Raw genomic sequence first — 20445 nt, 5'->3', positions numbered from 1 at the left:
TTATAATCTGATTAAGCCAGCTTTTGAAAATAAAAGATAGAAGTTATTTTAATATCAAAACAGGTTGATTTACATTTTGGTAAATTCCTTCAGAAATACTTCTGCTTGCCAGATAATAAAGGAAACTATGTCTTCCTGGTAGCGCAATAATCAGATCCGTTTTATTTGATGAGGCAAAAGTCAGAATTCCGTTGATAATATTTTCGTCGTAATAATAATGAATAGTACTCGGAATCTTGGTTAAATATTGGTGGATGTACTTTTCCAGGTCTCTCTTTTTATCTTCATTATCATCGATCCCTTTTCTTGTGTTGATATTGAGAAACATAAGGCGAACATCCATCTGCTCGATGATGGACTTGTGGTGAAACAGTCGGTCTAATTTTGTTATGCTGTTTATGTCACAGGGTATTAAAATATTTTTAATCGTGCTGTAGGTGTAACCATTAGGAACGATCAACGCTTTTACAGGACTTGTTCTGGCAATACTTATAATATTTTCAGACACAAAGCTGTTACCGGAAGAAGCCTGGTCGTCACTTCCTAAAATGATAAGTTCTACAGAAGGCTGGTCTTTCAGCAGTTCATTGATGCTTCTCGTAAGCGTCCATTCGCTTACCGCTTTTAGAACAGTTACTTCAGGTGATTTTTCAGTGATGATACCGGTTAATTTACTAAGGAGTAATTCTGTACTTTTAATGAGGCTGTTTACATTTTCTTCATTCACAAGCAGATGACCTTCGGCTATGTGGAGATAGTCAAATTCAGATTCCTGCGACGTTTTTAAAAGAATAATATGTGTGTATTGATATTGTGTGGCCCATTCTGCAGCAAGTTTTACGGCATTTTCGGTAGTTGATGTGAAGTCAACAGGTACAAGTATTGTTCTCATATCAGTAAATTTAAACTCAGTTATTCAAGATTTGTTGTCATTTTTTTTACCAGGAAAAGAGCATCCTGTATTTTCTCTATACCAAGGTTACCGGCTGCTTTTTCATACAGTTCCAGTGCCCACGGGTAAACAATTTCTACAATTTCCTTTCCCTTTGCGGTAAGGAATATCTGTTTATTCCTTCGGTCATGGCTATATTCTATTCTTTCAACCAATTCCCGTTTTACAAGATTGTTGATCAGGTAGGTAACACTTGATTTGTCTTTGCTTATTTTATTGCTTATCTCCTGCTGATTGATCCCGTCATTCCGGGATAAAACTCCAAGGATCTCTATAAGCTCAAAAGAAAGATCCGGATCATACTCGTTGATTCTGGTCTGGATTTTCTGTCGCAAACGGCTTTTCATTTCACTCATTGCCAAACCAAGCTCCAGGGCTAATTCTGATATGTTGTTTTGTGTGACGGGCATATGATGAATATTAACGTATAGTGGGAGTTTGATCAATCGTTGTTGTATAACAAATATACTTAAAATTAGTTTGAATTAAAACTAATTTTTCAAAAAAATGAAAGATTTTTTTTCTGTTGTTTACTTATTTAAGAAGAATATTTTCTTATTATTGAATTAAATTATAGGGAAAACTTGATTTTTACATGGAATGTAAGAAATGAGTGTTCGTATTTTTCTTATGTTAAAATCAAAATAATGCAATATTTACAAAAGATATTTCTCATTTCTGTTTTGTTTTCGTCAATGCTATTTTGTCAGAATTACACTGTTTCAACAACGGCATTACCGGGAAAGGATTTTCCGAAGCTGGATTTTGAAAAGAAGGCTCAATTCCGGGTGTATTTTCCGGATGCCCAATCTGTAAATTTAGAGGGTGGGGATGGTATGAAAAATATAAAATCTACCGCCTCAAAAGATAAAGACGGTTTTTGGAATATTTCAACAAATCCTCTTGAAATTGGATTTCATTATTACTGGCTGAACGTGGATGGAAAACGGGTCAACGATCCGGATACTCAGCTGTACTTTGGCTACGGTCAGCCGACCAGCGGGATCGAAGTTCCTTCAGGAGAAGATTTTTTCTTTGAGAAGAATGTAAAACATGGACAGATTATAGAGGATGGTTTTAATTCAAGAATAACAAAAGGTAAGCGAAATTTTAAGGTTTATCTTCCTCCGGGATACGGATCAGAGAAACTACCGGTATTGTATTTATACCACGGAACAGGAGAAGATATTACGGGTTGGGAAAAACAGGGGCATATTGCCTGGATTCTTGATAATCTTCTGGCAGAAAGAAAAGCAGAGAAAATGATTGTCGTAATGGATTACGGAGTGGCATTAAATCCGGAAGAAGAAAAACTGGCGGATAATTCTTCCAAAACCGTCATTTCATCCCGAAATCTGGATAAGATTTTTATCGAGGAGCTGGTTCCCTATGTAGAAAAAAAGTATAAAACCAATGGTAAAAAAGCGATTGCCGGACTTTCCCGCGGAAGCTATCAGGCGATGCTGATAGGGGTAAGCCATCCTGAAATGTTTACAGCCATCGGGTCATTCAGTCCTGTAATTTATGGAGGAACTGAAGATGAGCCTTTTAAGGAGCTGCCGGTTGATCATCTTTTAAAGTCACGGAAAAAGCCTTATTTCTTTATCGGGATCGGGGAAAAAGAAGAAGCACGATTCTTTGGATTCAATGAGATTCTGCATGATTTCTTTACTCAGAATAATTACCCCTATACTTCATACAGATCCGCGGGAACTTATCACGAATGGCTTACCTGGAGAAGATGTCTTTATGAGTTTGCACAACACATTTTTAGATAACTTTATATTAAAAATCCCCGGCCTTGGCCGGGGATACACCATAACTAAAAACTAAGAATGCATGCCCAGATACTTTAAATAAGCATCAAGGACAGGTTTGTTGAATACAGGTTCTTTAATGTCTGAGTCTTTGAGGAACTCCTGTACATTCGAACAGTCCCAGATGTAAGTATGCTGGTAAAGTTCCACAGTAGACAGGCCTTCATGCATATTATCTTTAAACAGGCTTGTTAATGGATACAATCTGTTTTTGGTATCATTTTCCCAATGCTTACGCCATTCTTTATAGGGAAGGGGAGTAAGTTCATAAGGGTAGTTCTTTTTGAGCAGGCCAAAGAAATCCTCCAGCGTCAGATTGGTTTCAGGGCTGGCAATCAGATTGAATTTCTTGCCGATTGCATTTTTATTTTTCGTGATATGGGCCATTGACCGGGTCATGTAGTCTACGGTGATCAGGCCTTCTCTAAGTTCTGTTAATGCAGGGTAGGATTTAAACTCTATACAGTTTTTTACCAGTCCGGACCACCACTGATAAGGTGCGCTCGCTCCGGATTTACTGTGGCACATCGCATATCCCAAACGATACGTAATCAGCGGGAGACCTTCCCGGGCTGCAAGATCCGCTATAGCTTCCATTACATATTTGCTTCGCACATAGCCAATATCTTTACTTACCGACATGATATTCTGTTCTATGTCGTCAGATTCCAGCATGATCTTTTTTCCGGTAAATAGATGTCCCCAGCTATAAACTGAAATTGTAGATAAAAGAGCCAGGCACTTTGTTCTTTCTGTTCCTGCCAGACGTATAATTTCCCTTATTCCATCTACATTGGGTGCTTTCATGTAAGAATAGGGCTCAATAAAATTGACGGAACTTCCGGAATGATATATCACATCAATAACAGTGGCAAGCAGATCGAATTTTTCTTCAGATAAACCCAAAGAAGGTTTTGCCAGATCACCTAAAACCGGAATAATCCTTGATCTCTGCGAGTGATTTTGCGGGATATGAAACTGAATAAAGCAATGGTTGATTTTTTCCATGGCATGAAATTCGTCCTGTGCTCTTACCAGGCAGTATATATCTGCATCCGTTGTATCTAAAAGCTCCTGCAGAAGATGGATTCCTACAAAGCCTGTGGCGCCTGTGAGAAATATGGCAGATGGATTTTCCAGTTTTTCGGGATCAAAATTATCCTTGAATCGGGTGCCGGGATTCAGGTAGACGTCCTGTTGTAATTCAACATAAGGTTCTACGTCTTCAGAAGGAATTGCTTCTCTTGCCTCGTGAGCACGTGCTATAAGCACATCGCTGAGTTTTTTCAGAACAGGGTATTGATAAATATCGCGCAGATATACTTTTATATTTAATTTTTCCTGTAAAGCTACCGCAACAACAGCAACCAGAAGCGAATTTCCTCCGATATCAAAGAAATTATCAGTGATATTGATAACCGGAAGTTCCAGTTCCGATGACCAGATATCAGCTATTATTTTCTCGGTTTCATTTGTTGGCGGTTCGTGTGAGATAAGTTCCTTTGCCTCTTTTTCTGCAAGGCTGCTTAAGAGGTCCGTATTGGTTTTTCCATTCGCGGTCAATGGTATTTTGTCGATACAGATGATCTGGGCGGGGATCATATATCCGGGTAATTCTTCTTTGAGAAAATTCCTGATTTGCTGGATATCCTTTGATGTTCCGGGTTTTAAAACAATAAAGGCGACAAGATATTTGTTGTTCCCTGAAGTATTTTTTGTGATTACTACAGCTTCTTGTATTCCTTCCAGTCGATCGAATGTGCGTTCTATTTCTCCCAATTCGATTCGGAATCCTCTTATTTTTACCTGATTATCCATTCTTCCCAGAAACTGGATTTCTCCATCGGAGGACCATCGGGCAAGGTCTCCTGTTCGGTATAGTTTTTCAGTTTCCATAAAAGGATTAATAATGAATTTTGAAGCAGTGAGTTCCTCATTGTTTAAGTATCCTTTAGCCAGTAAGGTGCCGCCTATGTATAATTCTCCGGTTGCTCCTATCGGTAATAGTTCCATTTGATTTCCCAATATGTAAGCTTTAGCATTTGCTATAGGTCTGCCAATGGAAGAAACATATTTTCCGTGAAGATCTTTAACCTTCTTAAAAGTAGCATATACGGTACATTCTGTAGGACCGTAATAATCGATAAGTTCATAGTTTAGTCCATCGGTGAGGACAGGCTTTAGTTTTTCGCCTCCTGTAAAAAGATATTCCAGCTGAAGATCATTATGGTTTCTGGTGTGTGCCACGACCGCCGGAACCAAAACAGTAGGGGCAAAACCGTGGGTAATTTTGTTTTTCTGATAAAAGCCGACCAGGGCGGAAGCTTCAGTTCTCTCTTCGCTGTCCGCTATAAAAAGGGTCGCCCCGGAAGTCAATGCCGACCAGATTTCCCATACCGATATGTCGAATGCCAAACCGGCCACCAGGCTGAGATGAGAAGTGGGGGTGACATTAAAATAAACATTATGCCAGGTTATCAGGTGCTGGATACTTTCATGAGTGATCATTACTCCTTTAGGGTTGCCTGTGGAGCCGGAGGTGTAAATGGTATAGGCAAGAGTGTTGTGATGAATGATCACCTCCGGATGCTGAACGGAGGAATCAGTGAGGTCATCCTTACGGTCAAAATAAAAGATGTGGAAGTTTGGCTCTTTAGATAAATTTTGAGAGAGAACCTGATTCGTGATTATAATTTCTGCTTTAGTATCATTCAGAATATACTCTACGCGTTTTACCGGATAGGCAGGATCTATAGGAACATAAGCAGCACCTGTTTTTAATATTCCAAGAATTGCAATGACCCATTCCAGGGATCGGTCCAGCCATACAGGGATGTACATTCCTTCTGTAATCCCTTTTGCAATGAGTGTATTGGCGATCTGGTTGCTTTTTTCATCCAACTCACGGTAGGTTATATGCTGATCCTGATAAACAGCAGCCACGTTATCCGGATGTAGGGAAACTTGTTTGAGAAATAATGAAACCAATGTTTGTTCCTTTTTGTAGTCCCAATTTGTTTTATTGAACTCGTACAAAATTTTGTTCCTTTCTTCTGAGGACAAAGGAAGGGTACTGTTGATTCGGGTTTGTGATGTTAAGTTTGTGTTTGGCATATTAGTTTTTTTTTTTGATTTGGTTGTATGTTGTAATGTTTATGGCATGGTTGTTATTTTGGGTTATAAAATTTAGAATAAACGAAATGTGAAATTTGTTTCATAGAGTCATATTTTTTTATGTTTTGGTTTTATTTGTTAAATTTCATGATGTATCTATTAATGTTTTGTTCATAATTGATTTATTTTAATGATTATTCAATAAATTTAAGATTATAAATTGAAGGTACTGCACAATAAGTGTTAAATTTTCACCATAAAGAGATTTAAATTAAACGACTGTCTACTAATGAGACAGTCGTTTTTTAATAAGAAACCTTGTAAAATGAGGGATTTCTACATGTTTAAGTTTCAGTTGTGTTATTAGAATCTATCCGCGGTTTTGTATAAATTAATTCGCGATTTTATATCCGTAAAAGGAGCTTACGACAACCTGGTATATTGGACTGCCGGTTACTCCGGCGGCTGCTGCCATGCTTACGGTTTCATCTTTATTAAGATACGTGATACACGATACATTTCTTCCCGTCAGTGTACCTGGAGCAGGTTGGAAAGATTGTACCAAAATATTGTCTGTGCTCACCGCATAGTTTTTCATAAGATACAATACAACCCAGTCGAAACTTGGTGTACCCGGAATATTTCCGTTATCAAATTGGGTGGAACCATAAAACATATAATATCCGTTTGAAGGTGCAGTAAACCGACCGTTACTGATATTCAGTACATTTCCCGTGTTGATTACTGTTCCCTGAGGATAATTGATTTCCCTTCTGATGTAAGGACCGGTGCTGGCGGTAAGATCCTGTCTGCTTGTGGTGCTTACTGTAGAAAACGGATAACTGGTGGTGGCTGCTGGCAAGCTGTCAGAGCTTGAAAGCAAAATAAGCTCCCATGTTGTTCCTGTCGTTGTTCCTTTACTTATAAAAAATGCATAGTAACCTGCGGGAACATTAACAGTACCAACGCCTGCTCCTGTTTGGTTGTCGATTAATTCTGCTCCATTGGCTGCGATAGATAACACGGCTGTTCCTGTATTTTTGAAATGATAGGTTCTTCCTGCAAAGTTACCGGAACCAGTAATGGCGGCAGGTAGCGTCAAAGTTCCGTTCGTATTGCTGCTGTAGGCCAGATAGTAATCCGTAGGGGTGACATTTCCACTTGCTGTAACAGCTCTGTACGTAGCGGCAAATGAACCGTTCACAGTGAGTGTGCTCCCGGGAGTGGTAGTGTTGATACCCACATTTCCTGTTTGCGAATAGCTCAGAGTGCTACTCATGGCGGCCAGTAAAGTCAGGAAAATTGAATTTCTTTTCATATAAATTATTGTTAAAATGATCAAAAAGTTAGTTGGATGATGAATGCATTATTGATACTGTTAATTCTGGAACTTTACAAAATCAAGATAAAAAGAAGGATTACCCGCATTGAAACTGGCAGGGATAATGCCATTTGTTTTACCAGCCAAAATGGTATAATTTCCTGGTGTGGCGAAGTACAGGACTCGATTTTGATCACGAGGAAACATAAAAGCTGCCGTGTTGGAACCACAATAACTTCTCCAGACGTCTCCAATACCATTGATGTAAAAGAAATAATCATTACACTCAGAATTGATGGCCACGCCACTTCGGATAAAATACCATCCTTTTGCAGGGATAGTCAGTGATATTCCGGTAACCAGGCCGCCGCCGCCGGTAGGTGCCGTGAAAGGATTTACTAATGTTCCTGTGTAAGAAGTCCAGTTATTGGCAAACGCAGTAGTAACAGTAGATGACCAGGTAGCTAATCCATTAGAGTCGCTGGTTAATACATAGCCTAATTGTTGTGTTCCATCCTTAATCTGCAGCGCTCCGTTTGTTGTGCCATTATCAATAACAATTTTTGCATCAGCCGCACCAGCCGGGATAGTGTTGGATCCTAATAAAACTTTACCAGTACCGGTGATACTCAGATTATTTCCTACGGTAGTAACGATGTCTGTAGCCTGGGAAAGGGTACCTCCTAACTTAACATCATTTCCGGAAAGGTTTAGACCGTTACTGGCCGTATTTGTTACTCCACTTATGCTTTCCCATGTGGAATTTGCTCCGGTAAGTCCTGTACTGATCAACTGTGCACTTTGATTGGGAAGGATCAGAATATTTGTATTCCCATTAATTGTTTCAGGTAAAGCAGAACTTATGGTTATCGTAAAATTACTGTTATTGGCAATCCTATACATACGTCCTTTAAAATTTCCGGTGCCATTAATTGCGGGAGGAAGGCTAAATGTCGTATTCGTACTACCATTATATGATACATGGAAATCAGTGGCGGTTAAACTGTAAGATGCCGTATTAACTGTCTTATAACTTGCCGCTACCGATCCGTTAATGTCTAATGTAGAGCCAGGGGTTACCGTATTAATTCCAACATTTCCCGTTTGTGCAAAGGTAATAGTTGATAAGAATAATACTAGTGGGATAAAATTTTTACTCATTTATTAAATGTTTATGGTTATGGTTTTGATGTGTCAATAATCCTATATCAGAAAAGGAAAAGTCGTGATATTAAAGTATCATTTACAAGGCGTAAAATTATAGGAATACTTCTACAAGAGCCTGTAATGGTCTGTAGAATGAAATAAAGAATCGTGTAGAAAATTTTCTACACGATTCTCCGGATCACTAACCCTTTTTAAACAGAACTAAAAGAGCCAGTTGTCAGTGTTTGCAAATTTTACTTCAGGAAATATAATTTTGATAAAGTTTAATAAGATCTGCAAGATGATTGGTCTTCAGTTTGTTATGGATCCTTTTTTTATAGGTGCTTATGGTGCTCATCTGAATGTTCATCTCATTGGAAATTTCTAAATTTCCATATCCCTTCACCATTAAAATAAAAATCTGATATTCTCTTTCCGAAAGCCTCTTTATGGAATCTAGCGGAGAGTCTTGTAGTAATTGATTAACGATACCGGAAGGGTAGTAGTAGCCCTCACGGAATATCCTGATTACTGCTTCTGATATTTCCTCCACTTTGCTCAGTTTACTGAGGTAACCGTTAGCTCCCTCTTTTATGTATTGTACGGCAATCTCTTCTTCATAAGCCGAAAATATCAATATTTTTACATCCGGATCGATTTCTTTAATTTCAGAAATCATTTTTTTATTTTTACTTTCAGGCATGTTGATATCAAGAATAATCAGGTCGTACTTTCGCTGGGAGATTTTTTCCAGAGTTTCCGGGTAATCTTCTGCCTGATCAACGGATATATCAGGGATTCTGGACTCCAGTATCAGGCTTGTTCCCGTAAGAACCACATCATGATCATCAGCTATAAGAATGTATTTAATCATTTTTTTTATTTTTTAAAATCAATCGGCAGGTAGTTCCCCCTGTCTTGTTTCTGGTAAAGATTATTTTACTTTCTATCATTTGTAGTAGTTGTAGCACCAGATGGATTCCCATCCCATATTTTTGGAGTAATAATTTTTCATTTTCGATGTTGTTCTGAAGCTCTTCATAATAATCTATTTTTTGCTGATCCATTCCTGAACCGGTATCTTCTACAATTAAAATGACGCTTCTGTACTCGGTAAAAGCATCTATGCTTATGGTTCCTCCTCTTGTATATTTTACTGCGTTATCCAGAAGGTTATGGATAATGGCTGCCAGAATATTTTTACTGATCCGGGTGTGTATTTTTTGATCAGCATTGTTAATAATGGATGTATGATTGCTTTCAGCTATGGTACTGAAAAGCACTATTTTTTCTGTGATCAGATCATGCAGAGAGTATGTTTCCGTTTTATCAGTTCTGTGGTGGCTGTAGATATCAGCATACTCTTTGAGCGTTGCCGTAAAATTATACAGCTGATCGGAGGATTTATAAATTGAAGCGAGCACTTTTTCAGTCCGTTGTTGATTGAATTCTTTATTCCCTAATATTTCCTTTGCAGTTAAAGCAATAAATTTTACAGGAGTGGTAATATCATGTGTTATGGTACCGATCAGTTTTTTTTGCTGCTCGATTTCCTTATGAAGCTGAATTTTTATTGTTTCAAGCTTTTCGACGGTAGCGGAAAGTTTTTCGGTACGGACGGTGATAATTTTTTCCAGTTCCAGATTTTTCTTTTGCAAAAACCGGATCCTCCATTTGAGAAGGAGGTATAACACAAAGAATAGTAATAATATCATCACTATCTTAAACCATAAGGTCTGATAAAAATAAGGCCTTACGATGAGGTTGATTTTTTTATAGATATATTTTCCCTTATCGGAAACAAGCATTCTTGCAATGAAAGAATAATTCCCGTACCTCAGATTGGAAATGGAAAACTTCCTGTCTTTCCCGATGGATTCCCATTTTGCGTTGGGAAGCCCCATAATTTTAGCTTCTATCACAATATTGTCGGGATTTGCATAATAGGGAACATCTATAAAGAGGTCTAATCTGCTGGATTTCTGTTCAAGAAAAAGAGTTTTATGAAAGGATTCGTCTTTGTTATCTACCATTGCTCTTTCGATGTAGAGGTTTTTAGGGTAGTAACTTTCGATTTTTAAGGGGTTAAAAAATACTAATCCATTCAGAGAAGGGAGCACAAAATCCCCATTTTTAAGTTTATTGCCACTTACATTGCTGCCACCATTGAATTCATTGGTGAAAAAACCCGAATCTTTTGAAAATCTGTAATAATTAACCTTAGAATCCGGGGCCTGAACAAATTTCAGAAGCTGACTTTCATGAACTTTATATAAGCCGTTATTGGTAGGGATCCAGAAAAAACCTTTTTGATCTTCGAGAATGGTATGAGGAGATGAAATATTACCATCAGCATCATAAGGCATCCTGATAAGCCTGTTGTTTTTTAGTAAATAAAATCCCTTTCCCAAAGTTGTGATCCACAAGTTACCGTCTTTTGACCTTATGATATTACGGATAGACAATTCCTGGTCAGCGATTACCGGATGTATTTGGTTTGTGCTCAACCGGATATTGTATAAACCCTTTACCGTACCGACTAAAATATGATCATGATCGACCTTTAAAAATTTGGTAGGCTCACTACCCAATACAATTCTTCTTTCCAAAGATAGCAGGGAGTTGTCTTTGTATATCTCAAATGTTCCCCTGAATTCGGAAACACTGTTATTTTTACGTTTCGCAACCAATGCGTAAGATCTTTTTGTATCGAAAAAGAAATCTTTTAAAAAAAACTCTTTTAAAACAGTAAAATCCCGGTACGAATTTGATTTTTTATAGATCCTTAAATCCCGGTCTTTTCGTATCATAAGGTTTTCATGCCGGTCGTATGCCATAAAAAAAGGAGCTGTATTTTTAAAATGCTTCTCACGGACCATTCCATTACGGGTGTAGATTTCACCAAAGGGATTAATGACCGAAGTGCTGTCGTAAGGAAGGGTAGCATAAAAAACGGATTCTGCTTTCGGCGAAGATCCTTTGACGGTAGTGAAATCATGAAGATTGATAACCTGCAATCCTTCAGTACTACTCCCCAGATAAAGTTTCTTGTACCATTTATCATAATATACACTGATCAGGTTGTCATTCTTTATATTGTCCATTTGGACGATCTCGGATATGATAAATTGTTCCTTTTCATAGGTGCAGAGGTAAAATTTATTATGACTTAACACGAAAAGCTGATTGTTTATTCTGCTCCAGAAAATCTTACTACCCTTGTCAGTTAGCAAAGGGACCTGATAGGAATTTGTGATTTTTCCTTTTTCTATTTTTTCTACTTTATTTGTGGTAAAGTTGATGTAGAACAGGATTTCATTGATTGTAAAAATCCTGGGAATATTTTTGTGGATGGCTTTAATTTTGAGCGTTTCTTCAGGTTTAGAGTGAAAACTGGTGAAGGTAAGGCTGTTTTCTTTGATGTAATACCTTCCATCCTTATCGTTCATGTAAAAGTTGATGCCGGGATACCGGGTATAGCTATAATTGGAACAATACAAAAGGTAACCGGTATTATCTTTTGACACTACTGTAGGGAATTGTTTCAAAGAATTTGTTACCCGTGGAATTTTATTACGCAGAAGGATGGTTTTCCCGTAATCACCGGCTGTGAAAATACTGTCTTTTTCTGGGTATCCATAGAAGTATGTAAAACGCTGACTGCTCAACGGGAAGTTTTTATAGACCAGAAACTGAGCGCCATCATACCGTACAATTCCATTTTCAGTGGTGAGCCATATAAATCCATATTTATCTTTTATAATGTCTTTTACACTGTTTTGCGGGAGCCCGTTATCGGTATTATATAACTCTATGTTGTATTTCTGGCTGTAGACCTTAACAAAAATAAATATGAAAATTAATAGTATATTTTTATTCAAATCTTATTTTTTACGAATAAAACAAAGATATAACGGAATAGATAATAATAAACCAATAGTAGGTGAAAAAAACTTTAATTAACAATTTTGGATAAAGTTTATTTAATTATTTTATTTTTACAGCTGAATTTTAGCTATTGATATAAAAAATGTTGATACTTACCTGTAAGGACAATAGAGGCGCTAAATCTGCGTTGATAAATATAATTTTAAATGTTTTTATATAATTTTCCGCTAGAATATCAATATAGAATGTAATAACAGTTCCCAATGAGAAATAAAAAAATTGCACTAACCCTTATATTATTTTTGCTTTTCAGTTTAAGTAAGGCTCAGAAGATCGGTGTTATAGATACCAATGTGATATTGAGTAAGCTGCCAGATTATAAAGAGGCTGAAGCAAGGCTTAATGCCCAGATAGCTACATGGAAAAGTGAGCTTCAGAGTATACAGTCGGAATATGAAAAGAAAAAATCGGCATTGGAAAACGATAGGGTATTATTGGTAGGAGAAGAATTAAAACGAAGAGAAAAAGAAGTATTCGATTTAGAGAAAAACATTAAAACGACTACCAGTTTAAGATTCGGAAGTACCGGTGAAATCAACAAGCTGAAGGCCAATATGGTTTTGCCTTTTGAAGAACAGATTCACAATGCAATGGAAACCATTTCTGAGAAAGAAGCATTAGGTGCTGTGATCGATAAGAGATATAATAATGTTCTGTACCTTGAGAAAAAGTTCGACTATACTGAGAGAGTTTTAGATATCTTATTACATAGAACCCCTGTAGTGGAAGTGAAAGAAACACCTAAAAGAAAAAAATAACTTTAGAGATATAAAAATTAAAAAGCCTGGATCAGTCACAGGCTTTTTTTATAGCTATTGGTTACCATAATGCAGTATGCTTTCATGGTTCATATTTTTTTGTGATACTCACCTTTAAGTTATCAGTTACCTGTTCCGTTTTGTGTAACCAGCTCAAAGGTGGATAACACTCCTTTATGATCCGAAGGCCAGATACCTATAGGAGGAACAAATGAATCCTGGGTATTCTCCGGAGTACGGATATTTTTTACAATAGACTTGTTATAGCCTATAATATGGGAGCTTTTTAAAGTAAGATTGGGAGCCTGCATAAAGAAAATATAGTCAATCCGCTCTCTTTCATCTGCGTCAGGAGCCCATGTTAACTGGTTGACGGGCTTTGCCGGATTATCGGAAGGGTAGGTGAATCCGGGATGGGTAACGGGAGAAGGATGCATCATGCGGTATGAGTCTTTAAAACCTGCATTATTCAGGAGTTTGGTGGTATCCCATTGGTAAACTACGGTATGATGATCATATAAGTTGGCTGTACTACTTACCCAATCAAACATAGAAGGCTCATTAAAATCTCCTCCCAGAAATACTATGGAACCTTTTGTTTTTTCTGTATTTGCATCGGAGATAAACGCTGAGATAGCTTCATCTCTATAAGATGCAAGATTCATTTCCGATATTTTTGTGAGATTGGTTTCTGGACCATTGGGTAGTTTTGACCATGTCGTCCCACTGTACCCACGAGGAAGATAACAGGCATAATGAGTATAATCCAGATGACCGGTGTAAGCAGCGATGCGCTGTCCGTTAATTTGAGTGACCAGTTTGTAAACTGAGCCGTGATCATTACTCACCGGGTAGACAGAAGCGTTTTCAATAATCGGATACCTGGATAATATCCCCGAATCATCTGAACGGAAGGAATAGTAGGTATACCCTTTGGAATGAAGTGACTGAACCAGTTTATTCGTGAAGTCGACATTATTATAGTTTCTGACTTCGCTGAGAAATACAAAATCAGCATCCGACCGGACAATTTCATTGACAATAGCATTATAGCCTCCCGTTACAGAGGTTCCTTCCTGCCATACATTGATCTGGAAAAGTTTCAGTTCTTTTACAGTAGCAGTGGCCGACCATTTGTTTTCCGTCTTTTTATTTGAATTCTTTAGCAGATCTTGCCTGGATTCCTCCTGAGAGCAAGCCATCATGCTCAGTGAGCATAGCAGTAATATTTTTATTTTTTTCATATTGTATTTTCAAGTTTAGTTTTGGTGTTCTTTTTTTACTAAAATAAATATTTTTTGGTTGACAAGGATAATTTAATCAATATAGATTTATATACAATTTAAGGTATAGATTAATTTTTAAGGAAATAATATTTATTAATTAATAAATATTCATTAATTTTACAATCTGAAATTTTAGAACTTTACTCATGCGTTTAAAAGAAGGTGATAAAAGAGAGCTCATTAAGACAGAAGCGATTAAAATGATCATCAGAAACGGACTGGAGGGATTCAGCATGAATAAACTTGCGAAGGCCTGCAAGATTTCTGTTGCTACTCCTTATCTGTATTTTAAAGACCGGGATGATTTAATTTTAACGATTGCCAAAGAAGAGGGGCAAACAATGTCTGATGCCATTCTAAATAATTTTGATCCTGAAGCTCATTTTGAAGAAGGCTTACGGGTACAGTGGAGAAATCGGTATAGCTACATGACCACTCATCCTGACAAACATTTGTTTTTTGAGCAATTGAGGAACTCAAGCTACCAGGAAGAATTTCTTCATCATTTTTTACGGGGATTTAAGGAGACTTTAGGGAAATTCTGGGACAATGCAGTAAAGAGAGGTGAACTCAGCCCAATGCCTTTTGAAGTATACTGGTCGGTTGCTTTTTCACCCATGTACTCTTTAGCAAGGTTCCATAATGAAGGAAAAAGTCTTGGCGGAAAATCCTTTAAAATGACGGACGAAATTTTATGGCAGACATTTGATCTTGTCGTAAAAGCTTTAAAAAAGAAGTGATAAAATTTCTATTACATTATTATTTACACAAAAACTAATCAAACAAGGGATGCTAGGAGGTTGGTCATAACTGACGACTCCCGGAATCTTAATTTACTTTTAAAGAAATTATGGAACAACAACCTTTGCCCTTTACGGGCTATCAGAAGTTTGTCATATTTATTTTAGCAATTACCCAGTTTACGGTAATATTGGATTTTATGGTAATGTCTCCACTGGGCGATATGCTCATGAAATCACTTAGCCTAAAACCTTCAGCTTTTGGCTTTGCCGTTTCTGCCTACGCTTTCAGTGCGGGAGTTTCAGGATTGCTGACGGCGGGTTTTGCCGACAGATTTGACAGGAAAAAACTTTTACTATTTTTTTACATCGGATTTATTATCGGGACTATTTTTTGCGGTATGGCACAATCTTATGCGGCCCTGGTCGCCGCGAGAATTATTACAGGCCTTTTTGGAGGAGTGATAGGCTCTATTTCTATGGCTATTATAACTGATTTGTTTGTGCTGCAACAAAGAGGTAGGGTAATGGGATTTATTCAGATGGGCTTCGGAGGAAGCCAGGTTCTTGGGGTGCCTATCGGGCTTTATCTGGCTAATAAATGGGGCTGGGAAGCACCTTTCTGGATGGTAGCGGCTTTGAGTGTCGTTATTGCTGTTTTAATTTTCCTGAAATTGCAGCCTGTAAACAAACATCTTTCGGTACAACGGGATAAATCTGCTTTTCAGCATTTGTGGCATACAATTGCAAAAAGTAATTACAGGGTAGGGTTTGCCGCTACAGCCTTACTTTCCATCGGAGGTTTTATGATGATGCCTTTCGGAAGTGCGTTTGCAGTTAATAACCTTGGGCTTACCAACGAACAGCTTCCTATGTTATTTATGGTTTCTGGGGTTAGCTCATTGGTGATCATGCCTTTGATCGGAAAATTAAGTGATAAAGTAGACAAGTTTAAAATATTTGCAATAGCTTCAGTATGGATGATGGGGATGTGCGTGCTTTATACTAACCTGTCCGTAACTCCGTTATGGCTGGTGATGATATTTAATATCCTGATGATGATCGGGATTATGAGCCGTATGATTCCTTCTTCAGCTTTAACGAGTGCCATTCCGGATTTACAGGACCGTGGCGCTTTCATGAGCATTAACTCTTCTCTGCAGCAAATAGCAGGTGGAATAGCAGCAGCGGTTGCAGGCGTGATCGTTACCCAAGAAAGTAAAGGGGCTCCCTTAGAGCACTATAATATAGTGGGTTATGTGATCGTTGCCATTTCTATATTAGGTATCTTCTTAATGTGGAGAGTGGACAACTTAGCAAAAAAGAAAACCGTTGATAAAGCTCCCATAGAAGATCCTGTTCCTTTGTCGGAGTAAATACAATGCAAAATAAAAATGTTCGGATTTTCCGAACATTTTTTTTAAGCAAAGAATGAAATTTAGAATGACACTTGTTGATTGGCTCTTTTTTGTTTGATGTACTGGTATACCGAACCCGCGAGAAACAGAATAAAGAGCGCTCCCAACGTTTTTCCTATAATAGGGTCGCTGATATCTTTTGCCAATGGATGTCCTAATGGAACACGGGTAAAAGTTTCATTAACCGTAGGCACGAGTGACAGAAAAAAGCTGAAAGAGAGTGAGAAATTTTCAAAATACCGTGCTCTGTTACTGTTTTGCTTTTTTGAAAAAAGAAAATATGCGGCAGACACCAAAACAATGATAAAGATGGAAAAAATATGTCCTGCATTAAAACCTCCATGCTTCGAAATTCCCAATGCTGTAAGTGAGGTGATAAGGGTTCCGTAAAAATATATTTTCCCCGGTAGTTTGCTAAGATCGATCTTGCCGTATTTAATAAATGATAGTAATGCTCCTGCAATGGCAGCAATTCCAATAATCGTATGGAATATTCCTAAACCTGATAGTCCCATTTTATAATGTTTTTAATTTATAAATCCTTTATTTGAAAAAATACAGTTCAATTGTTTTTTTTCAATATTTTCCCAAGAGGAACATTGCAAAGTTGCGTCAGAAAAAAAGAAATAGCTTTGCGATTTCGTTCAATTGTTTGGTATTTTGGTTCATAAAAAAGCATCCTTAAACCGGTTTTAAGAATGCTATAAGGGAGGATTTTTAACAGAAATAAGGAAGTGGAATATTATATCGTGTTATCGTCTTTTATTTTTTGACGGTAGTTCGTTGGACTCTGATGATATTTTTCACCAAAGCTTTTTGTAAAATTAGCCAGATCATTGAATCCGCATTCAAATGCAATATCAGTGATGCGCTGATCTGAAACCGCAAGAAGTTCGGCAGCTTTTTCAAGCCTTTTGTTTCTGATATAGTTGGCAGGGGTATCATTATAGAGTTTTGAAAATTCTCTTTTAAAGGAAGACACACTCAGGTTAGCCCGTCCTGCAAGCTGTTCGATCGTTAATTGTGAAAACAGATTGGCTTCAATGATTTGCTTGAAAGTGTAAGTTGTAGGAGAAAAAAGCTGTGATAATATCACTTGTATTGCTTCCGCATTTTGGGTTTGAGCTAACAAAAGTATAATTTCCTTGAGCTTCAGGATCAGGATATCTTCATTTACCAAAGACGGATTCTCAAAATAAAACAACAGTCCTTCAATATATTTTTGAATTAAAAATTCATTGTTGATTTTTTCATTGGATTGATTTGAAATGATGTTTCCGGGAGGATGAAGTAATAAAGGCAATTCCCGATCGTAGATTTTCTTTAGTATGTCCGGATAAAAAGTAACAATTACAACTTCACAGTTAGTTTCGGAGGCAGCATGATAGATTTGCTTACCGGAGGTGATACAATTGAGAAGTAAAGAATAATGGGTAGGTATATTAATTTCATCATTATCCTTCTTATATTGTAGTTCCCCTTTTAAAACATATAGAAAACACGCCTGTTCGGTAACTGGAAAATCATAATTAAAAGGTGAGGTCAATGCAATTTTTTGCATTAATGTTTTACCAAACAGGTCATATTTTTTATAATCATTTACCATAACTTTATTTTTTATCTGGTCCCGTAATGGGTAGCACTATCATCAAGAGAATTTTTTGCATGCCATTAAAATATCTATCAAATATAGATCAGAAAATCTGATTTTAAGTGAGAACGTAATAAAACAAAATTTTATCAGCTGTTTTTTAAATATCTCGACATTATTAATCAAGATATTGGTCAATATCACTTTGTTCTACCGGCCAGTTTTTCAATCTGTATTTTCTTTTTAAACATAAACTTTCAATAATCAATTTACCGAATAACAATTATGACATGAATCATCGGGCGTAGTCAATATTTTTTTGTTCTTTTGCAGTGCGTTTAATTTTTAAATAATAATATGTCAAAATTTGATGATATCAGGCCTTTTTATGATGATGAAGTTAATGATGCTCTGAAGAGTGTTGCAAAACATCCTATGATGAAGGCGTTGATGCGTTTTACTTTTCCTGATCAGGACGAAGAATTTTGGCTTGGACAATTTAAAGATATTCATTCCATTAGTGATTTTCAACACCACTTTATAGCGTATACCGTTCGCCAGATCCTGAAACAAAGTTCTGAGGGATTAAGTACTTCCGGATTCGAGGACCTGGATAAGGATACAGCTTATCTGTTTGTTTCCAGTCATCGTGATATTGTTCTGGATACCTCTCTGCTCAATTTGGTATTGCTGGATGAGGGACTTGTAATGACATCTTCAGCAATTGGGGATAATCTGGTACAGAAATCATTCCTTCATATCCTTGCAAAACTGAATCGTAATTTTTTAGTTCAGCGTGGACTGCCGATCCGCGAACAACTAAACAGTTCAAAGATCATGTCCGAATATATTTATGAGCTGCTTACTAAAGAAAACCGATCTGTATGGATTGCACAAAGAGAAGGCCGAACCAAAGACGGCAATGACGCTACACAACAAGGAGTTCTGAAAATGCTTGCCATGGCAGCAGGGGGGCAGTCATTAACCGACTTCTTTAAAAGTCTGAAAATAGTTCCGCTATCTATTTCATATGAATATGATCCTACAGATGTTCTGAAGATGCCGCAACTTATGGCGAAATCAAGAAATGAAGTTTATATTAAAGATAAGGATGAGGATTTTACAACAATGCTAAGCGGAGTGCTGGGCCAGAAAAAACGCATTCACCTCCATGCAGGAAAGGTACTTGGGACTGAACTTGATGAAATCGGGTCAGAATTTGATAACAAGAACAAACAGCTACAGGCCATTGCTCAGGTAATTGATGATTCTATTATCCGGAATTATAAACTCTGGCCAACAAATTTCATTACCTACGACCTTTTGCATAAGACCAATCAATATTCCGGATGTTATACGGAAAATGAAAAGATGCTGTTCGAGAGAAGAATGGAAATGCGTATCGATATTTCCGATGCAGAGCTGAAACAAAGTTTTTTAGCAATGTATGCAAATCCGGTTATCAATAAAAATAAATACAATAAATAGCAGGCTTTAGCATATTTGAAATCTGTAAAATAGAATTCTTTTTTAATGCGAAAAGGGAATGAGATAAACCTGTAAACTCAAACTCTTCTGAGTTTTATCATGTATGATATAACACACTGGTCACTTCAGTTTTCCGATCAATACCATGTCAGTAATCATTACACCATCTTTATCGGAAGAATTAAAACGTTTTACCTGCAACATATCAAAATTATTTTCCTGGAAAGCTTTTGCTAAATAATCTTCCTGATGGTAATAAAGGTAAACCTGATCTCCTAAACTGGATGTGATCAATCCTGATTTGCTATAATCATCCTCCATCGTACTCAAATAAAATACACCTCCGGGCTTTAACAATGCGGAGACATCTTTGGTTAAGGTGATTGCTTCATCACGTGTTAAATAAGGAAGGCAGAAGCCACAAACGATTCCGTCAAATTTTTTTTGAATCTTATGAATATCCCGGCAATCCATCAGTTGAAAATCTGCTGTAGGATTATTGGCTTGGGCAAGATCAAGCATTTTTGAGGATAAATCGATTCCTAATATGTTATATTCTGGTTTTCTGTCCAATAAATGTTTAGTAATATTTCCCGGACCACAGGCAATATCAAGAATATCGGCACGATCAGCTTCGATTTGATCGCAGAAGAAATTAAAAGTGTTCCCAAACAAGCTTACATCCATGAACTTATCCTGGTATATTTTTGCGGCTTTATCAAATGCCTCAACAGGTTTCAATATTTTCATGATTATAGATTTTGGTATACCAATTTAAATAAATATTATCAATCTCTAAGAAAAAGTAGGGCAGTTTTGAATATATACTTAAAATGGATTCATGATCAATTGACTAGAATAAGCAA

At 37.1% G+C, this 20445-nt stretch carries 16 protein-coding genes; 5 read left to right on the top strand and 11 right to left on the bottom strand.

The annotated features are described in order from the left end of the window. Positions 1 to 43 precede the first annotated feature (43 nt). Together AAEU33_RS16935 and AAEU33_RS16930 are read right to left on the bottom strand one after the other, a co-directional pair. Positions 44 to 892, bottom strand: coding sequence for a hypothetical protein (locus AAEU33_RS16935; RefSeq protein ID WP_172278260.1), 849 nt, complete (start codon positions 890 to 892; stop codon positions 44 to 46). 20 nt (positions 893 to 912) lie between these two features. Further along, complete coding sequence (locus AAEU33_RS16930; RefSeq protein WP_345989055.1) at positions 913 to 1362, bottom strand: MarR family transcriptional regulator; 450 nt, start codon at positions 1360 to 1362, stop codon at positions 913 to 915. 237 nt (positions 1363 to 1599) lie between these two features. Here AAEU33_RS16930 and AAEU33_RS16925 point away from each other — a divergent pair, with 237 nt between their 5' ends. Further along, on the top strand, positions 1600 to 2730 hold the full coding sequence (locus AAEU33_RS16925; protein ID WP_345989053.1) for an alpha/beta hydrolase-fold protein: 1131 nt from the start codon (positions 1600 to 1602) through the stop codon (positions 2728 to 2730). Between the two features lie 51 nt (positions 2731 to 2781). On the opposite strand, the gene AAEU33_RS16920 is transcribed toward AAEU33_RS16925, so the two are convergent. The 5 genes from AAEU33_RS16920 to AAEU33_RS16900 form a co-directional block, all read right to left on the bottom strand. Further along, entirely contained in the window at positions 2782 to 5883 is a 3102-nt protein-coding gene (locus AAEU33_RS16920) for an amino acid adenylation domain-containing protein (protein WP_345989051.1), read from the bottom strand. Positions 5884 to 6274: 391 nt separating this feature from the next. Continuing rightward, a complete protein-coding gene (locus AAEU33_RS16915) occupies positions 6275 to 7201 on the bottom strand; it encodes a hypothetical protein (RefSeq protein ID WP_345989049.1) in 927 nt (308 codons plus the stop codon). A 60-nt stretch (positions 7202 to 7261) separates the two neighbouring features. Next, positions 7262 to 8365, bottom strand: coding sequence for a hypothetical protein (locus tag AAEU33_RS16910; RefSeq protein ID WP_345989047.1), 1104 nt, complete (start codon positions 8363 to 8365; stop codon positions 7262 to 7264). 244 nt (positions 8366 to 8609) lie between these two features. Beyond that, the gene (locus AAEU33_RS16905) at positions 8610 to 9224 is read right to left on the bottom strand and encodes a response regulator transcription factor (RefSeq protein WP_172278272.1); all 615 of its coding nucleotides are present in this window, start codon (positions 9222 to 9224) and stop codon (positions 8610 to 8612) included. Next, positions 9217 to 12231: an ATP-binding protein gene (locus tag AAEU33_RS16900; RefSeq protein ID WP_345989045.1), complete on the bottom strand. Its 3015-nt coding sequence runs from the start codon at positions 12229 to 12231 to the stop codon at positions 9217 to 9219. Before AAEU33_RS16900 ends, AAEU33_RS16905 begins: the two co-directional genes overlap by 8 nt. Before the next feature lie 270 nt (positions 12232 to 12501). Here AAEU33_RS16900 and AAEU33_RS16895 point away from each other — a divergent pair, with 270 nt between their 5' ends. After that, positions 12502 to 13056 (top strand): OmpH family outer membrane protein, encoded by a 555-nt coding sequence (locus AAEU33_RS16895; RefSeq protein WP_306611916.1) that lies wholly within the window; start codon positions 12502 to 12504, stop codon positions 13054 to 13056. Positions 13057 to 13178: 122 nt separating this feature from the next. Here AAEU33_RS16895 and AAEU33_RS16890 read toward each other — a convergent pair whose 3' ends face one another. Further along, positions 13179 to 14300: an endonuclease/exonuclease/phosphatase family protein gene (locus AAEU33_RS16890; RefSeq protein WP_345989042.1), complete on the bottom strand. Its 1122-nt coding sequence runs from the start codon at positions 14298 to 14300 to the stop codon at positions 13179 to 13181. Between the two features lie 188 nt (positions 14301 to 14488). On the opposite strand from AAEU33_RS16890, the gene AAEU33_RS16885 reads away from it, so the two are divergent. Then, positions 14489 to 15082, top strand: coding sequence for a TetR/AcrR family transcriptional regulator (locus AAEU33_RS16885; protein ID WP_345989040.1), 594 nt, complete (start codon positions 14489 to 14491; stop codon positions 15080 to 15082). Between the two features lie 110 nt (positions 15083 to 15192). Further along, positions 15193 to 16458, top strand: coding sequence for an MFS transporter (locus AAEU33_RS16880; protein ID WP_345989038.1), 1266 nt, complete (start codon positions 15193 to 15195; stop codon positions 16456 to 16458). A gap of 62 nt (positions 16459 to 16520) precedes the next feature. On the opposite strand, the gene AAEU33_RS16875 is transcribed toward AAEU33_RS16880, so the two are convergent. After that, complete coding sequence (locus AAEU33_RS16875; protein WP_345989036.1) at positions 16521 to 17015, bottom strand: hypothetical protein; 495 nt, start codon at positions 17013 to 17015, stop codon at positions 16521 to 16523. 227 nt (positions 17016 to 17242) lie between these two features. Further along, positions 17243 to 18106 carry an AraC family transcriptional regulator gene (locus tag AAEU33_RS16870; RefSeq protein ID WP_306611925.1) on the bottom strand — a complete coding sequence of 288 codons (864 nt, stop codon included), beginning with the start codon at positions 18104 to 18106 and terminating at the stop codon, positions 17243 to 17245. Positions 18107 to 18448: 342 nt separating this feature from the next. On the opposite strand from AAEU33_RS16870, the gene AAEU33_RS16865 reads away from it, so the two are divergent. Continuing rightward, the gene (locus AAEU33_RS16865; protein WP_345989034.1) at positions 18449 to 19579 is read left to right on the top strand and encodes a 1-acyl-sn-glycerol-3-phosphate acyltransferase; all 1131 of its coding nucleotides are present in this window, start codon (positions 18449 to 18451) and stop codon (positions 19577 to 19579) included. A gap of 120 nt (positions 19580 to 19699) precedes the next feature. On the opposite strand, the gene AAEU33_RS16860 is transcribed toward AAEU33_RS16865, so the two are convergent. Beyond that, positions 19700 to 20329, bottom strand: coding sequence for a class I SAM-dependent methyltransferase (locus AAEU33_RS16860; RefSeq protein ID WP_345989032.1), 630 nt, complete (start codon positions 20327 to 20329; stop codon positions 19700 to 19702). Positions 20330 to 20445 lie beyond the last annotated feature (116 nt).

The organism is Chryseobacterium sp. Chry.R1, assembly GCF_039645525.1.
GTDB classification, from domain to species: Bacteria; Bacteroidota; Bacteroidia; order Flavobacteriales; family Weeksellaceae; genus Chryseobacterium; species Chryseobacterium proteolyticum.
This window is presented reverse-complemented; position numbering and strand designations above follow the sequence as displayed.

Coding starts and splice junctions, on each gene's coding strand:
- AAEU33_RS16935 (WP_172278260.1), bottom strand. CDS start 892: ATGAGAACAATACTTGTACCTGTTGACTTCACATCAACTACCGAAAAT.
- AAEU33_RS16930 (WP_345989055.1), bottom strand. CDS start 1,362: ATGCCCGTCACACAAAACAACATATCAGAATTAGCCCTGGAGCTTGGT.
- AAEU33_RS16925 (WP_345989053.1), top strand. CDS start 1,600: ATGCAATATTTACAAAAGATATTTCTCATTTCTGTTTTGTTTTCGTCA.
- AAEU33_RS16920 (WP_345989051.1), bottom strand. CDS start 5,883: ATGCCAAACACAAACTTAACATCACAAACCCGAATCAACAGTACCCTT.
- AAEU33_RS16915 (WP_345989049.1), bottom strand. CDS start 7,201: ATGAAAAGAAATTCAATTTTCCTGACTTTACTGGCCGCCATGAGTAGC.
- AAEU33_RS16910 (WP_345989047.1), bottom strand. CDS start 8,365: ATGAGTAAAAATTTTATCCCACTAGTATTATTCTTATCAACTATTACC.
- AAEU33_RS16905 (WP_172278272.1), bottom strand. CDS start 9,224: ATGATTAAATACATTCTTATAGCTGATGATCATGATGTGGTTCTTACG.
- AAEU33_RS16895 (WP_306611916.1), top strand. CDS start 12,502: ATGAGAAATAAAAAAATTGCACTAACCCTTATATTATTTTTGCTTTTC.
- AAEU33_RS16890 (WP_345989042.1), bottom strand. CDS start 14,300: ATGAAAAAAATAAAAATATTACTGCTATGCTCACTGAGCATGATGGCT.
- AAEU33_RS16885 (WP_345989040.1), top strand. CDS start 14,489: ATGCGTTTAAAAGAAGGTGATAAAAGAGAGCTCATTAAGACAGAAGCG.
- AAEU33_RS16880 (WP_345989038.1), top strand. CDS start 15,193: ATGGAACAACAACCTTTGCCCTTTACGGGCTATCAGAAGTTTGTCATA.
- AAEU33_RS16875 (WP_345989036.1), bottom strand. CDS start 17,015: ATGGGACTATCAGGTTTAGGAATATTCCATACGATTATTGGAATTGCT.
- AAEU33_RS16870 (WP_306611925.1), bottom strand. CDS start 18,106: ATGGTAAATGATTATAAAAAATATGACCTGTTTGGTAAAACATTAATG.
- AAEU33_RS16865 (WP_345989034.1), top strand. CDS start 18,449: ATGTCAAAATTTGATGATATCAGGCCTTTTTATGATGATGAAGTTAAT.
- AAEU33_RS16860 (WP_345989032.1), bottom strand. CDS start 20,329: ATGAAAATATTGAAACCTGTTGAGGCATTTGATAAAGCCGCAAAAATA.